The sequence below is a fragment of the Rhizobium sp. GN54 genome (assembly GCF_021026345.1).
Lineage (GTDB): Bacteria > Pseudomonadota > Alphaproteobacteria > Rhizobiales > Rhizobiaceae > Mycoplana.
Genome location: NZ_JAJNCZ010000019.1, coordinates 1 through 14914 on the forward strand (window position 1 = coordinate 1; position 14914 = coordinate 14914).

Here is a 14914-nt window from a genome sequence, read left to right on the forward strand (position 1 = left end):
CGCCCGCAGGCCCCTGCGCTAAATGGAGAGCTCCGGGCCTACGCGCGCTGACCCGATGCAACCAGAGGCAGGGGTCCCTTTTGGGAGCCGATAGGGGGGCCCGTTTCGATGCCGATTGACAGAGTCACAGCAGCGGCGAGATGAGCGAGCAAATGATGTCGGTGGCCCTATCGCCGCTATGATATGATCAACTCCGCTGAACCAAGGGAGGTGGGAATGCGTAGCCTTTTACTCACCCTTTCTGCAGGTGCGCTCTCAGCTTCGATCGCTACTGCCGCGGAGCCCCTGATCTTCCATACCGCGAATTTCGGGGGCGACACCGTCGTCAGCCTTGGCCTCGTTGCCAATCGCCTGTCTGACCAGACCGAGTACGACTACGACGTGCTGATTTCGCTGTCGCAGAAGCACTTCAAGAGCGGCGGCGTCTACAGCGATCCCGGCCGGCATCGGGCATTTGTGAGGTGTTCCGATCCCGCCAAAGTTTCGGTCAGAGGGGTGGACTATGCTGTGTCCACATCGTTGGCCCGTGGGACCGATTGGAAGTCTGATCTCTGGGTCGCTGTCTGCCGCCCTTCCGTCTCATAGGGATGATCGAATCGCCCGCTATGGCGACGATCAATGTACCAGACATCGATGGGCTCACGCCTGCCGTGAAGCATGGCAAGTGGCTGCTTTACCCAAGCTGCGTACGGTACCGTTGAGTGCAGGTGAGCGATCACGTCGGACGAGACGACCAGGGGCGTCGCGAGTGACTTCGCCATCGTTTCCAGACGCTGCGCTACGTTGACCGTGTCCCCGATGACGGTGAACTCGCTGTGACACCCGCTGTCCAAAACGCCCCCAACAACGGTACCGTAGTGGAGTCCGATAGCCGCATGCAGCGCCGGAAGGCCGTTTCGGTTGCTGTGGCGCTTCCAGTCGCTCAAGGCATCTACGAGCTCGAGGGCACATGCGAGTGCGCGGTCCGCGTCTTCCTCGGTTGGTTTCGGATGACCGAAGACGGCCATGACGCCGTCTCCGATAAACTTGTCGACGGTTCCGCCATGCTCGAAAATGATTTGTGAAACAAGCTGTCGATACTCGCCAAGTACGAATGCCAACTCTGGAGCGGGAGCGGTCTCGGCGAAGCTTGTGAAGTCGCGCAAGTCGACAAACATGATCGCCGCATTCCGGCGCTGCAATCCCAGAGCGTCGCCACGCTCCTGCAATTCCGAGACAACAAACGGCGAGAAGAACCGGGAGAGATTGAGGCGTCGTCGATCCGCCTTTATCGCCTCCCTCCGGGTTCGGTCGTGATCCCGGGCCAGGAGATAGATCGCGAATGCGGTGAAGCCGAAGCTGACCGTCAGCCCGAGGTCCTGGTTCAGGAACGAAGCGAGCAAGGAGGCGACGTCATCAGCCGGGTGGCGGGCAGCCGTGATCGCCAACATCGCTACCCAAGAAGTGAGTACGATGCCCGAGAAGACGAGGACCAGCCGCCGGTCGAGCTTCAGGCCGATGTGAACGAGCAGGATAAAGGCAACGACGAGACCGGATGTGGTCAGGTTGTGGTTTTCGCTGACTGGGCCGCCCAAAATGTGCGCGTACAGCAGCGCAACCAGCAGGGCGTCCAACACGACAAACAAAGTGTTCAGCCAGCTGTTGGGTGGCAGGAAACGGGTGGTGGCTACAGAAGCCACGCTGATGCCAAGGTAGACGACAACGACCACGAGATGTGTGGTCATGGCTTCCTCGTTGCCTCCCAGCACGAGGTTTGCAACCAGAATCGAAAACGCCACGAACCGCAACAGGATCGAACGTGTCTCCCGATCTGAATCCCAGTCGGGGTGGAGCGATGACTTCATGTCTGCGGACTTTGTTTGGTGGAAATTGGAGGCGTTGCAAGGCGCGGCTACCGATGGCCGCGCCTCGCTGTTGAGGCTATTTCACCTGTGTCACGGTGAGTTTGCCGTTAACGCGTTCTGCCACGAACTCGACAGTCGCGCCTTCCGTGAGCTTCTCGAGAAGCGCATCGTCCTGGACCCGGAAAACCATCGTCATCGCCGGCATGTCGAGGTCCTTCAGTTCCTCGTGGATCAGGGTGACCTTCTTGGACTTCGTATCGACCTTCTTGACCGTCCCCTTGGTGAACTCCGCCGCCAGAGTGCCGTAAGCAGTAGCAAGGGAAAGAGCGGACGCGAGGGCCACTTTGATGATCAACTTCATTTCTGCAACTCCTTCGGGTTGATTACTTTTTGGAGACGGTCACGTCGCCGTGCATTCCTGCGTCGTAGTGGCCGGGAACCAGGCACGCGATCTTGAAGGTGCCGTCGTTTGTGAATTTCCAGATGATTTCGCCCGATTGACCGGCTGCGAGGCGGATCGCATTGGGATCGTCGTGTTCCATTTCCGGGAACTTCTCCATCACGGCCTTGTGCTCCATGATCTTGTCTTCCTGGTCGAGAACGAACTCGTGATCCAGCTCGCCCGCGTTCTTGATCGCGAAGACGATGGTCTGGCCCTTGCGCACCTTGAATGTCGACGGAGTGAAGACCATTTTCCCGTCGTCGGTCTCCTTCATCGTGACGCGGATGGTCTGGGTGGCCTTGGCCTTGGTGCCGGGTTCGCCGACAGCCATTTCGCCGTGCCCTCCTGCGTGACTGCCCGAGGCCAGCGCCGGGGAAGCGATCGCGGCGAAAAGAAATCCTAGTACTGCAGCTTTCATTGCTTGTTCCTTTGAGTGGTTGAACATTGGCATGCGAGATCACCCGTGGTTCGAGTGTTTCGGTGTGATCTGGGTCTTTGCGTCTTTGGCTTTGGTCGTGTCGGGCAGTTCGCCGGTCCACTCCCAGGCCTGGGTGCCGGGGGGATTTTCGTACCAACCGGGATCGGAGTAATCGCCAGCAGAGATGCCTTCTCTCACCTTGACGACCGAGAACATGCCGCCCATCTCGATTGGACCGTGCGGACCCCAACCGGTCATCATGGGGACGGTGTTCTCCGGAATCTCCATTTCCATCTCGCCCATGTCGGCCATGCCGGCTGTCCCCATCGGCATGTATTCCGGGCGGATTTTCTTGATCTTCTCGGCAACCTGCTTCTTGTCGACGCCGATGAAGGTCGGAATGTCGTGCCCCATCGCGTTCATCGTGTGGTGCGACTTGTGGCAATGGATCGCCCAGTCGCCGATATATTTGGCGTCGAACTCGTAGGCCCGCATCGCGCCCACCGGGATGTCGATGCTGACCTCCGGCCATCGTGCCTCCGGCCGCACCCAGCCGCCGTCCGTGCATGTCACCTCGAAGTCGTAACCGTGCATGTGGATTGGGTGGTTGGTCATGGTGAGGTTGCCGACCCGCACGCGCACGCGGTCGTTCTTTGAAACGACGAGCGGGCTGATGTCCGGGAACACGCGGCTGTTCCAGCACCACATGTTGAAGTCGGTCATTTCCATGATGCGCGGCACATAGGAGCCGGGATCGATGTCGTATGCGTTGAGCAGGAAGACGAAGTCGCGGTCAACCGGCATGAACTTCGGGTCCTTGGGGTGAACCACGAAGAAGCCCATCATCCCCATCGCCATCTGGACCATTTCGTCGGAATGGGGGTGGTACATGAAGGTGCCGGACTTCACGAGGTCGAACTCGTAGACGAAGGTTTTGCCGACCGGAATATGCGGTTGGCTCAGGCCGCCGACGCCGTCCATGCCTGACGGCAGGATCATTCCGTGCCAGTGGACGGTGGTGTGTTCCGGCAGCTTGTTGGTGACGAAGATGCGCACGCGGTCGCCTTCGACGGCTTCGATCGTGGGTCCAGGCGACTGCCCGTTGTAGCCCCACAGGTAGGCGGTCATGCCTTCGGCCATTTCCCGCTCGACGGGCTCGGCCACAAGGTGGAATTCCTTGACGCCGTTGTTCATCCGATAGGGCAGGGTCCAGCCATTGAGCGTGACGACTGGAGTGTAGTCTGGGCCAGAGGTCGGCCTCGTCGGAAATTGCGTTTCGGCTGTTTCCATGACCGCGGCTTCTGGCAGCCCCATGTTGGAGGTCTTCGCCCAGGCCGTGGAGGAGACCAGTGCCGCGCCCGCGCCAAGTATCTGTCTTCTGTTGAACATAGTGGTGGCCCCTTTCTCAGTGCCCGCCGCCGCCGCTGTCGGCGGCTGCGGCAACTTCCGTCGTTCCGGATGAAGCTCCAGCACCACCGCCGTAGATCGCGGGAGCGAGGTTTGCCTCGGAGAGCCAGAAGTCGCGCTTTGCATTCACAGCGAGAAGGATCGAATTGACCTTCTCCCGACTGTCGGCGAGCAGTTCGAATGTGTTGGTGATCATGCCGTTGTACGTGAGGAGGGACTCTTCCTCGACCTTGGTTCGCAGTGGTACGACATTGTTTCGGTAGTGCCGCGCGATGTCATAGTTGGCGCGGTATGCCTGATAGGCGGAGCGCGCCTCGGAGCGAACGTTGACGGACTTCTCGGCAAGGAGATTTGCGGCTCGCATGTATGCCAGCTCAGCCTTGCGCATTCGTGCCTTGCCGCTGTCGAAGATCGGAATGACGAATTCAAGTTCGGCGATCGCCGTTGTCTGGTGCTTCGTGTTTCCGTCTTCCCTTTCTCGCTCGGTTTCGAAACCACCGATCAGTTCCAGGTCGGTGACGTATCGTGTGGCTTCGGTGAGCTTGTACGACTTTGCGGTTGCATCAAGGTCGAGCTTTGCCATCTGGAGATCGACACGGCGTTGAAGCGCCTCGGCCTCGATCGTGCCCTTCTTCATCAGGCCCTTCGGCAGCGAGGGGAGGCGATTGGCGACTTGGTAGTCGATGTCAGAGCCCCAGAGGCCCATCAGCCGCGTCAGTTCTTCCTTGGCAAGCCTCGCATCCAGCCTAGCTCTTGCCGTCTGTCCGGCGAGTTCGGCATAGAAGACATGCTCGCGCGCCTGGCTCCCTTTTGTCATCGCACCGGTTTCACCGAGTTTCAGCGCAAGCTCTGAGGCTGCGTCCGCTGCCGCCTGTGCTTGGTTCAGCTGGGCGACCGTCTCCCATGCCGCGACAGTGTTTATCCAGGCGCGACGCGTGTCTGCTGCGAGCTGTAGCGTCCGCTGAGCCGCGGCAAGTTGGGCGCGTCGATAGTTGGTGTCGGCGATGTCGACGTTCCGCTGGTGGGTCGCCAGGGCGAGGATGTTGGTGGCGATGACCCCCTCGATCGAATTGAACGCCTCCAGGCCCGGGGTCCCGATTCCGTTGAAGCCGATCCCCACGGTCGGATTGAGCAGCATGGTCGACTGCCACGCGTCGGCGGCCGAGTCCCCAAGATCGGCATAGGCAGCCTGCAATCCCTTGTTATTAAGAAGGGCTACCTGTACGGCGGTCTCCACATCGATGGTCTTTTTCGCCATCAATGTCTTCACTTGGGCCGAAACCGCTCGCGCCTGCTGCTGATTCTGCACCCAGACCGTCTGTTTCCCCGTGCTTTCGGCGGCCTTCGCCGAAACGGCCGAAAAACCCGCATCCTGCGCGGAGTATTCGGCCGTCGAGGCGCATCCGCCGAGCGCCAGCAGCGGGAGAAAGAGGGCGGCTACCAGTTTGAACTTGGCTCGCGTCATGATTCGCCTCCCTCAGGAGACTGGGCATCGTTCTGCTGACGCCAAGGCTTCGGATCGACTGGCTGCCTGTGGTTATAGCCCGAAAACGGGCTGGCGTAGCTGATGGGGCGAACAGAGGCTGATGAAGCCTCAAATCCGCCGGAAGCGATAACTTCTGGAGGCAACGTGGATGCGCATCCGCTGACGACGAGCGGTAATGCGACCACGTAAAAATATGGTCTCATGGTGAAATCCGAAAAAAGGGAATTGCTCCGGCGGTCAGAGCGCAGTTGCGCTCGCGATCGCGCGTTAGACCCGCAACAACGGGAAAACCCTAATCAGAGAATGGGGGGACGATGGAGCGGGAGGACTTCGCTCTTAAACTGCGCGTCGTCGACGTACTCTCGGACGACCGTCAGTCGTGGACCGCCGACAACGTCTGTGCCAATCACAATCGCCAGGCTGACGCAGAATGCGTTGCAGCACTCCTGCTTGTCGAGTTTCTGGTCGCTATCCGCTGTCGAATGGTGGTCGCCATGGTCCTGGTGGGCGTCTGCCGTGGCATGGTGATCCTGATGCTGGCCGACGTCGACGTTGGACCAGCTGCCATGCATCGCTGCGGACGCCGTGGGTATGGAATAGCCTGCCAGTGACGCGATGATCACCAAGCGAAGCAGAACCAGCATTTTCAACAATGCGATTCGAAACATACCCATGTCCGAGGACTACCACTGGCCCAAAACTTGTCAATTGTCAGTCGAAACTCCCACGCCATTCGGCCGACAATGTGGCACCAGCGCACCGGTGACTCATTACGTTGTGGACAGTCGTTACCGGATTACTGCTTACCACCGTGGTAAGGTCAACAGCCCGAATTCATGTCGACCACGATTTGATGAACGTCAGGATTTGATCTAACTGCGATCCTACTCATCGGAGCGGCTGCAAGAGATGTTGGACTGGGGCGCATACGTCGGGCTGTTTTTGGCGGCATTCGGTGCCGCGACAGTGCTGCCGTTCCAATCCGAGCCGGTGTTGGTCGGACTTTTGCTTTCAGGCGGGTACACGCCGGTCACGTTGATTGCGATAGCGAGCATTGGCAACGTTCTGGGCGCTGCACTCAACTGGGTGCTGGGACGCTACATCGAACGGTTCCGAGGCAAGTCCTGGTTTCCCGTCAAAGAGGCCCAGCTGCAAAAAGCGGAGATTTGGTACCGTAGGTTTGGACGGTGGTCGCTTCTGCTGTCATGGATGCCCCTGTTCGGAGACGCGTTGACCGTTCTTTCAGGAGTTCTGCGCGAGCCGTTCTGGTCGTTTCTCATCCTCGTCAGCATCGCGAAGGCAGGTCGCTACGTGGTACTGGCTGTTGCGACGCTCGGAGCCCAAGCAATTCTCGGATTTTGAAGCCGGCTGCTCAATCGTTCTGCTGCGGGAACCACGATCAACCTCCCAGTGTCGCCGCACGCTCCCGTCGGCTTATTTCTTCTTGGTATCGCCGCTCCCGCTCGGGCCAGGTGCCTTTGATGAAGGTGAGCACCGCGCGGATTTCGTCATCGCTCATGATATTTTCGAAACCCGGCATGTCGCTCTGGTATCCTCCGCGAACGACGGCCGCCGGACCCTCCTTGGTGATACGGAAAAGCACGCCGTCGGGATGATGCCAGGTATGGCCGGATGCGTCGTGCGGAGGAGCTGGCATGCGTCCGGACGGCAGCGGCGTTTTCCAGTCGCGCTGACCTTCGAGGTTGGTGCCGTGGCAGGCGGCGCACCGCTCGGCATAGATCGTCTTTCCGATCGCGACGGTGGAAGCAGTGCCGCCCGGCCGCCATTCCGAAAGCCATGCCAATAGCAAGCCCGCTGCCGCCGCACCAATCCAGAGGGCCAGAAGCAACACTGCCGCCCTGTTCACTTGTCGTCGCGTGCCGAATACGATCACGTCGGGGCATGCCTTCCGTTGTTCGACGTCCTCAGTTTGATGCCGATCAAAATGTTTCCAGCCTTCTCAGTCGGGTTACAAATCAAAAGATGCCAGGATCGGACAAGGGCCCGGCTTGCCTGTGGTACATTCCCCGACGAGCCGCCTTAGCGCTTGCCGCGCGCGCTCCAACTCGACGATCCTGCTGTCCAACGCATCAATCCGGTTCCTTGCGAGGGTCCGCGCTCGCTCCCTGTCTTCTCCGGAATCGAGATCGAGAAGCTCCTTGATCTCCTCAAGCGTGAAACCAGCCGTCTGCGCCTGCCTGATAAACAGCAGTCGCCGCACATCCTCCTCGCCGTAGCGGCGGACTCCCAGCGCCCGCCGGGGAGTGTTCAACAGTCCCCGCCGTTGATAGTAGCGGATGGTCTCCACGCCGACGTGTCCGGCTGCCGCGAGTTTTCCGATGGTCATTTCCATGGGCTCTTGACTCCGTACCATGGTACGGAACGTATGGTCTCGCCAACGGTTTCACAAGAAGAAGGAGACGTGAAATGTTGGACAAGACAAACCCGGCACATCTTTCGAGGAACGCGGTTCTCTACCGCATGGTGATGCCTGACCACACCTGTCCGTACGGATTGAAGGCCAAGGACCTGCTGCAGCGAACCGGTTATGAAGTGGACGACCGTCATCTGACGACGCGCGAAGAGACGGACGCCTTCAAGGCAAAGTACGGCGTGGCGACCACACCGCAGGTTTTCATCGGGGAAAACAGGGTCGGCGGTTACGACGACCTTCGCAGGTTCCTTGGCAAATCAGTGCCCGATCCCAAGGCCACGAGCTATCGTCCGGTGATTGTCTTGTTCGCCCTGACCGCCCTTATGGCAATGGCGGCCAGCTTCGCGGTCGACGGCAATCCGCTGTCGCTGCGTGCCGCGGAATGGTTCATCGCCTTCTCGATGGTCGCGCTCGCCATGCTGAAGCTCCAGAACGTCGAGAGCTTCGCGACGATGTTCCTGAACTACGACTTGCTCGCCAAGCGTTGGGTTCCCTACGGCTACATTTACCCCTATGCCGAAGCACTCGCCGGAGTCCTCATGATCGCCGGCGCGCTGAACTGGCTGTCTGTCCCGGTCGCGCTCTTCATCGGCACGGTGGGAGCCGCGTCTGTCTTCAAGGCCGTTTACATCGACAAGCGGGAGCTGAAGTGCGCGTGTGTAGGCGGATCGAGCAACGTTCCGCTCGGCTTTATCTCGCTCACGGAAAACCTGATGATGATCGCCATGGCCATCTGGATGGCGGCGGTTTCGGCGGGCCTTCCCGTCGGACATGTCATGTAGAACCTTCAACATACCGATCGGTGATAGATGCCTTGGCGAGGCAATATAACCGATCGGTAGTAACCGCCGGTGGGACTTCGAATCCGGCTCAGATCACGAGTTCGAGAGCACTTGCATTGCTTGCGCTAGCTCAAAGATCGCCGCACGCGTGAGGTCTTGAATGGTGGCAACACCACCGTTCAGGATTTCTCCGATGACCGAATTCCGCAGACGTTTCCCCTTAGGCCTTGCACTGGCATTGATCACGGCGACAGTTGTGCCTGCCTTTGCCGGAGGTTCCCACGATCATCCGGCCGAGAACGGGACTGCGGCCGCTCCACTCGATATTGTCCGGGCGGCCACTGACCTGGCACCGCCGCTAGCAAGGAGCGGCCCAGAAACAATCAAGGTGAAACTGGATACCGTCGAGGTGACTGGAAGGTTAGCCGATGGCGCAACCTATCACTACTGGACGTTCAACAAGAAAGTCCCGGGCCCGTTCGTTCGTGCGCGGGTAGGGGACACGATCCAGGTAGAGCTTTCGAATCTCGCTGATAGCAGCGAGCGCCATAGCGTGGACTTCCATGCCGTGACCGGTCCCGGCGGTGGAGCGGTCGCGACGGACGCCGCGCCGGGAGAAACGAAAGGGTTTTCGTTCAAGGCGCTGAAGCCAGGACTTTACGTTTATCACTGTGCGGTGCCGCTGGCCGCGCACCACATAGCCAACGGCATGTATGGATTGATCCTCGTCGAGCCGGAGGAGGGCCTCCCGCCTGTCGATCGTGAATTCTACGTCATGCAGGGCGAGGTCTACACTTCGCAAACATATGGCTCCAAGGGGAAATTGACCGAGAGCCTCGAGAAGCTGATGGCGGAAGCCCCGGAGTACTACGTGTTTAATGGAGCCGCCAACGCGCTGACCGGCAGCAATGCATTGACGGCCAGGGTTGGTGAGACAATCCGCATCTATTTCGGTGTCGGAGGGCCGAACAAGACCTCGAGTTTCCACGTCATCGGTGAAATCTTTGACAAGGCCTACCAGCTTGCATCCCTGACGACGGAACCCTTGGCAGACGTGCAGACGATCACTGTGCCGCCGGGCGGTGCGGCGGTGGTTGACATGACCCTGGACGTCCCAGGCGAGTACGTCCTGGTTGACCACGCCTTGTCGCGTGCGGCCCGCGGCCTGGTCGGCAAGCTGGTTGTAGATGGGGAAAGCCAGCCGGCACTTTTTACGGCTGTCTCATCTGGAACTGACGAACCGGAGCACAGCTCCCATTGACCTTTTTAATCATAGATCGCGGCGGGGCGGATGCCTCGCACCTCATGGAGGGGTAGATCAAGCCGGTTGCGGCGTCAGACAGTTGCCTGGCGTGCTTCTCGAAGACCGCCCCGGGCCTTGCGGAGAAGCGCCTCCCTTCCATTTCATCGGTCTATACGCATTCAACCCGCGGAATTCGCGGATTGAATGCGTTGTGGCGGAACTTCCATGGCACCAGTCGGTTCTCCGAAGAACGGTGGTTGCCAAAAATGTCACCTTGCAACGCATTCGGCAGATTCTGCTCTGTTGTCCTGCTGGTACTCACGGTGGCGTTCTACCACCACGCTGGGCCAGCTCCGTTCTTCGACGGTGCGCGCCAATGCGAAGATGTTTCATCGCACCACCCAGAGCGACATGTATCGGGCAACTGTTGCGAACCCACGCGGTGCGCTTGGCTTTTCCCATTCGTTCCGGTGCTGCCGAACATTGCCGCTTCTCGGCATGGCACGCAATTCACCAGGGTTCAGCGGCCTTTCGTGATCACGAGGAGCCTCTATCCTCCGCCCAAACAGGGTCCTGGCTGACTTTGATACCCCGTTACAAAACGTAGGAGATTCAAATGACTTCCTGGACAAAATTGTTCCTCGTCGTGACCGTCGTGGCCGTTGCCGGGCCTACCTCCGCGCAGATGGCGTTGCCGGACAAGTGCATGGCAACGGGTCAGGCCATGCAGATGCCCGAAATCCAGATGGGCGACATGGCTGAACATCAAAAGGCGATGATGGAGGGTGTGCGGGGAATGCATCCCGCGATGATGCAAGGGATGATGGCCAAAGACCCCGATGTTGCTTTCGTGTGCGGAATGATCGCCCACCACATGGGCGCGATCTCCATGTCCGAGGTCGAACTGAAATTCGGCGACGATGCAGAGGCCAAATCGATGGCTGAGAAGATCATCGACGCCCAGAAAAAGGAAATCGACGAGATGACCACGTGGATCAACGAGCATGCCCAGTAGGCGTACTGGAAAAGCGGGAGAAGAGCTATGCATCACAGTCAGTCACCCGAGATGAAGACCTGCATCGACAACTGTTTGGCCTGCTATCGGGAATGCCTATCGGCAACCATGCATCACTGCCTGGAGATGGGCGGTGAACATACGAAACCGCGCCATTTCCAGCTTATGATGGCATGCGCGGAAATCTGCCGGACCTCCGCGCATTTCATGCTCCTGGGCTCGGAGCATCACAAGCATGTATGCCGGGAATGCGCAGAAATCTGTGTTGAATGTGCGGACGACTGTGAGCGTATCGGCGACATGCAGAATTGCGTGGACGCGTGCCGACGCTGCGCGACGAGTTGCGAAGAAATGGCCGCCTAGCTAGGCCGACGATCCAACACGCGCCGCCAAAGCGGCGCGTGTTCCGATCATGAGTACAGTTGACATCACGCGTCGCGCCGATTTCATTGGCCTTGCATAAAAGTCTGCATTTCTTCGAGTGTGACCTTGCCGTCGTCGTTTGCGTCCACGCTGTCGAATATCCGCTTATGGACCGCCGTGACCTCTTCAAAGGACAATCCGCCGTCGCCATCCGTGTCCGCCACGGCGAACATGATTTTCATCATATGACCGCGCATCGGAGCCATGGGCATTCCGCCCATCATTCCCTGCATTCTGCCGCCCATCGCCGTCCCAGGCATCTGGCCATGCTCTGTCTGCGTGCCTTGGGATTGAGTTGCGTCAGTGCCCGATTGGGCCAATGCCGCGGTTGCGGGGCCGATTGAAAGAAGAATGGCGGCCGCTGTTGTAATGCGTGTCAGTTTTCCCGGGATCATTTTCGTCTCCTTTGCTCCCATGGCTGCTGGACATGCTACGCCTCGATAATATCACCCCCCTGCAAGCGCTGGTTTGTGTTCGATCAAAGAACCGCAGGATGTTGGAAACGGATGGCGGCATCCGAGGCTATTCGGCCCACACACCAACGCGCATAAACTGGCCCAAGGAAAGTTCCTATCAGACGCCCGGTCAATGTTGCTGGAAGGTTGTAGTCGATAAACACCCTGAGATTGGAAAACTCCTGCATCGCCTCGATTTCAAAGCCCATCCGATACGAACCGATGATCAGGAGGAGGGGCCTGTTCGTCGTTTCCCAGACTTTGCGAACAGGTGGCCGCCGCTCGACGATCGTCTCTTCTACGTAGAGCCTCATGCCGAGGAACGCTCCGGTCATGCGTATCCGCCCGCCAATTTCCCGGCCTTCGGACCGATCGAACTCGTACGCCATTCGGCCGCCGAGCATCATCATCGAGGGCTGTGACATATGGCTGGCGAGGCGGCGATGATCGTCAAGATAGCCGAAGAGGGCCTCGGCCGACGCCTGGATGCGAACCCTGGAATCGGCCGAGTTCCCGTAGCTCATTTTTCTTCCTCCGAAGCACCTCGGTGATGGCCATGCCCGCCATGTCCGTGGAACAGGTGCATGACAGGGCAAGCCAGCAGAACGAGATACGGCAGGAACCCAAGGGCATGGCCCCAATGCTCCCGAAGGACGAAGAACAGGACGATGACGACCAAAGATGCGGCCATCAATGTCCAGGTCCGTGACGAAGTCATATTTTGACGCTCCTCAACCGAAGGGAATTGCCGATGACGCTCACCGAAGACAGAGCCATGGCCGCCGCTGCAATGATGGGTGACAGAAGGAGGCCTAAGGCCGGATAGAGGACCCCGGCGGCTACCGGAACACCCAAGGCATTGTAGATGAATGCGAAGAACAGGTTCTGGCGGATGTTCGACATTGTCGCGTGGCTGAGTTGTCGTGCTCGCACGATGCCCTGGAGATCGCCTTTAAGGAGCGTCACTCCCGCACTTTCGATTGCCACGTCTGTCCCGGTACCCATCGCGATGCCGACATCGGCAGCCGCAAGCGCGGGCGCGTCGTTGACCCCATCCCCGGCCATGCCGACGATCCGTCCCTCGCTTCGCAACCGCGTGACTATCTTGCTTTTGTCCTCGGGGAGGACTTCCGCCTCGACTTCGGAAATGCCGAGCCGGCGGGCCACGGCGTGCGCCGTCGTCTTGTTGTCGCCGGTGAGCATCACGACGCGAATTCCGGCGTCGACCAACGCCTTGACTGCGTCCGGCGTCGTTGCCTTGATGGGGTCGGCAATAGCGAAAAGACCCGCGACGTGACCATCCATGGCCATGAAGATGACGGTTGCCCCTTCGTCGCGCAGTTCTTCGGCCTTGTGCGTCATTGAGGATACGTCGATTTGCTCCTCTTCCATTATCCGGTGACTGCCAAGGATGATGGCGCGGCCATCGACTTTGCCCGTGACGCCTTTTCCGACCGGACTGTCGAAATCCTTTGCATTTCCAATCGGAACGTCGCGTTCTCTTGCGGCGTTGACGATCGCAAGCGCAAGCGGGTGTTCGCTGGAGTTTTCCAGTGTCGCGGCAAGGCGGAGCAGTTCGGTCTCGGACACTTGGTCGCTTGGGATGATGGCCGTAACCTTAGGCCGCCCCTCGGTAAGCGTTCCGGTCTTGTCGACAACAAGGGTATCGACCTTCTCGAACCGCTCAAGGGCTTCGGCGTTCTTGATGAGGACGCCAAGGCGCGCGCCGCGTCCCACACCCACCATGATCGACATCGGCGTCGCCAACCCCAATGCGCAGGGGCATGCGATGATGAGCACGGCGACGGCCGCCACTAATCCGTGTGCGAATCGCGGCTCGGGACCGAACAGCATCCAGCTTGCGAAGGATACGATCGCGATGACGATCACGACCGGCACGAACCAGCCCGATACTTCGTCCGCCAGGCGCTGGATGGGCGCTCGGGATCGTTGGGCGTCGGCAACCATCTGGACGATCTGCGAAAGCATCGTGTCCCGGCCGACCTTTCCTGCTTCCATGACGAAGGCCCCGGTCTGGTTCATCGTGCCGCCGATCAGTTTGGAGCCGTCCTCCTTGGTCACCGGCATGGATTCCCCGGTGATCATCGATTCGTCGACTGAACTGCGTCCTTCGACAAGGGTGCCGTCCACGGGAACTTTTTCCCCTGGACGAACCCGCAGCCGGTCTCCGACCGCTACCACATCAAGACCGACGTCTTCCTCCGAGCCGTCCGCATTCACTCTCCGAGCGGTCTTGGGAGCCAGATCGAGCAGGGCGCGGATTGCGCCTCCCGTCTGTTCGCGTGCCCGCAGTTCCAGCACCTGTCCCAGCAGGACGAGAACCGTGATGACGGCTGCGGCCTCGAAGTAGACGGCGACGGAGCCTTCGGCAGAACGGAACGTGGCGGGGAAGGTGCCCGGAAACACCGTGGCGACGACGCTGTAAATCCAGGCGACGCCAGTGCCCATCGCGATCAACGTGAACATGTTGAGGTGTCGCGTCACCAGAGACTGCCAGCCCCTCTGGAAGAAAGGCCAGCCCGCCCAGAGAACGACCGGCGTCGCCAGCACCATTTGCAGCCAGTTCGATGTCTGCGAACCCAGCAGCATGTGCAGGTTTGTCAGATGGCCTCCCATTTCCAAGGCGAGAACCGGGAGGGAGAGTACGAGACCGATCCAAAAGCGGCGTTGCATGTCTCGATATTCTTCACTGGGTCCCGCCTCTGCGGTGGCGACCACCGGCTCTAGGGTCATGCCGCAAATGGGGCAGTTGCCTGGTCCGATTTGCCTGATCTGTGGATGCATCGGGCAGGTGTAGATCGTACCTTCGGGCACGTCCTGCGCCGGTTGCGTGCTGGGCTGCTCGGAGCCTGGTTGTTGTCCGTGGCGATGGTGGCCGTGATGTCCATCTCCGGCCCGTTCGTGCCCGTGCTTGTGAAGTTCGTGTTCCATGCTCATCTCCGGC

The 14914-nt window shown here is 59.6% G+C and carries 18 protein-coding genes; 5 read left to right on the forward strand and 13 right to left on the reverse strand.

Annotated elements, in window-relative coordinates; all coding sequences use genetic code 11:
• Positions 1-500: 500 nt before the first annotated feature.
• From LQK81_RS25620 to LQK81_RS25650, 7 genes are all read right to left on the reverse strand, one after another.
• Positions 501-1844, reverse strand: a complete 1344-nt coding sequence (locus tag LQK81_RS25620) for an adenylate/guanylate cyclase domain-containing protein (protein WP_230809249.1) — start codon at positions 1842-1844, stop codon at positions 501-503.
• A 76-nt stretch (positions 1845-1920) separates the two neighbouring features.
• Complete coding sequence (locus tag LQK81_RS25625; RefSeq protein WP_097135982.1) at positions 1921-2205, reverse strand: copper-binding protein; 285 nt, start codon at positions 2203-2205, stop codon at positions 1921-1923.
• Between the two features lie 22 nt (positions 2206-2227).
• Positions 2228-2704, reverse strand: a complete 477-nt coding sequence (locus LQK81_RS25630) for a cupredoxin domain-containing protein (protein WP_230809289.1) — start codon at positions 2702-2704, stop codon at positions 2228-2230.
• Positions 2705-2743: 39 nt separating this feature from the next.
• Positions 2744-4093 (reverse strand): multicopper oxidase family protein, encoded by a 1350-nt coding sequence (locus tag LQK81_RS25635; RefSeq protein WP_230809290.1) that lies wholly within the window; start codon positions 4091-4093, stop codon positions 2744-2746.
• A gap of 16 nt (positions 4094-4109) precedes the next feature.
• Positions 4110-5576 (reverse strand): TolC family protein, encoded by a 1467-nt coding sequence (locus LQK81_RS25640; protein ID WP_230809250.1) that lies wholly within the window; start codon positions 5574-5576, stop codon positions 4110-4112.
• A complete protein-coding gene (locus LQK81_RS25645; RefSeq protein ID WP_230809251.1) occupies positions 5573-5800 on the reverse strand; it encodes a hypothetical protein in 228 nt (75 codons plus the stop codon). The genes LQK81_RS25640 and LQK81_RS25645 overlap by 4 nt, the downstream gene beginning before the upstream one ends.
• A gap of 93 nt (positions 5801-5893) precedes the next feature.
• Entirely contained in the window at positions 5894-6271 is a 378-nt protein-coding gene (locus LQK81_RS25650) for a hypothetical protein (protein ID WP_230809252.1), read from the reverse strand.
• Between the two features lie 235 nt (positions 6272-6506).
• Here LQK81_RS25650 and LQK81_RS25655 point away from each other — a divergent pair, with 235 nt between their 5' ends.
• A complete protein-coding gene (locus LQK81_RS25655; RefSeq protein ID WP_230809253.1) occupies positions 6507-6959 on the forward strand; it encodes a YqaA family protein in 453 nt (150 codons plus the stop codon).
• Between the two features lie 37 nt (positions 6960-6996).
• Here LQK81_RS25655 and LQK81_RS25660 read toward each other — a convergent pair whose 3' ends face one another.
• Positions 6997-7491 carry a c-type cytochrome gene (locus LQK81_RS25660; RefSeq protein WP_230809254.1) on the reverse strand — a complete coding sequence of 165 codons (495 nt, stop codon included), beginning with the start codon at positions 7489-7491 and terminating at the stop codon, positions 6997-6999.
• A 75-nt stretch (positions 7492-7566) separates the two neighbouring features.
• Positions 7567-7971 (reverse strand): MerR family transcriptional regulator, encoded by a 405-nt coding sequence (locus LQK81_RS25665; RefSeq protein ID WP_230809255.1) that lies wholly within the window; start codon positions 7969-7971, stop codon positions 7567-7569.
• Positions 7972-8024: 53 nt separating this feature from the next.
• On the opposite strand from LQK81_RS25665, the gene LQK81_RS25670 reads away from it, so the two are divergent.
• From LQK81_RS25670 to LQK81_RS25685, 4 genes are all read left to right on the forward strand, one after another.
• Complete coding sequence (locus tag LQK81_RS25670; RefSeq protein ID WP_230809256.1) at positions 8025-8813, forward strand: glutaredoxin family protein; 789 nt, start codon at positions 8025-8027, stop codon at positions 8811-8813.
• A 193-nt stretch (positions 8814-9006) separates the two neighbouring features.
• Positions 9007-10074 carry a copper-containing nitrite reductase gene (gene nirK / locus LQK81_RS25675; protein ID WP_230809257.1) on the forward strand — a complete coding sequence of 356 codons (1068 nt, stop codon included), beginning with the start codon at positions 9007-9009 and terminating at the stop codon, positions 10072-10074.
• Positions 10075-10672: 598 nt separating this feature from the next.
• Positions 10673-11071: a CopM family metallochaperone gene (copM, locus tag LQK81_RS25680; protein ID WP_230809258.1), complete on the forward strand. Its 399-nt coding sequence runs from the start codon at positions 10673-10675 to the stop codon at positions 11069-11071.
• 27 nt (positions 11072-11098) lie between these two features.
• Positions 11099-11434, forward strand: coding sequence for a four-helix bundle copper-binding protein (locus LQK81_RS25685; RefSeq protein ID WP_230809259.1), 336 nt, complete (start codon positions 11099-11101; stop codon positions 11432-11434).
• 83 nt (positions 11435-11517) lie between these two features.
• On the opposite strand, the gene LQK81_RS25690 is transcribed toward LQK81_RS25685, so the two are convergent.
• The 4 genes from LQK81_RS25690 to LQK81_RS25705 all read right to left on the reverse strand — a co-directional run bounded on the left by LQK81_RS25690 (position 11518) and on the right by LQK81_RS25705 (position 14901).
• Positions 11518-11889, reverse strand: coding sequence for an EF-hand domain-containing protein (locus LQK81_RS25690; protein ID WP_230809260.1), 372 nt, complete (start codon positions 11887-11889; stop codon positions 11518-11520).
• 83 nt (positions 11890-11972) lie between these two features.
• The gene (locus LQK81_RS25695) at positions 11973-12473 is read right to left on the reverse strand and encodes an SRPBCC family protein (RefSeq protein ID WP_230809261.1); all 501 of its coding nucleotides are present in this window, start codon (positions 12471-12473) and stop codon (positions 11973-11975) included.
• Positions 12470-12667, reverse strand: a complete 198-nt coding sequence (locus LQK81_RS25700) for a DUF2933 domain-containing protein (RefSeq protein WP_230809262.1) — start codon at positions 12665-12667, stop codon at positions 12470-12472. The genes LQK81_RS25695 and LQK81_RS25700 overlap by 4 nt, the downstream gene beginning before the upstream one ends.
• The gene (locus tag LQK81_RS25705; protein ID WP_269065123.1) at positions 12664-14901 is read right to left on the reverse strand and encodes a copper-transporting P-type ATPase; all 2238 of its coding nucleotides are present in this window, start codon (positions 14899-14901) and stop codon (positions 12664-12666) included. The genes LQK81_RS25700 and LQK81_RS25705 overlap by 4 nt, the downstream gene beginning before the upstream one ends.
• Positions 14902-14914 lie beyond the last annotated feature (13 nt).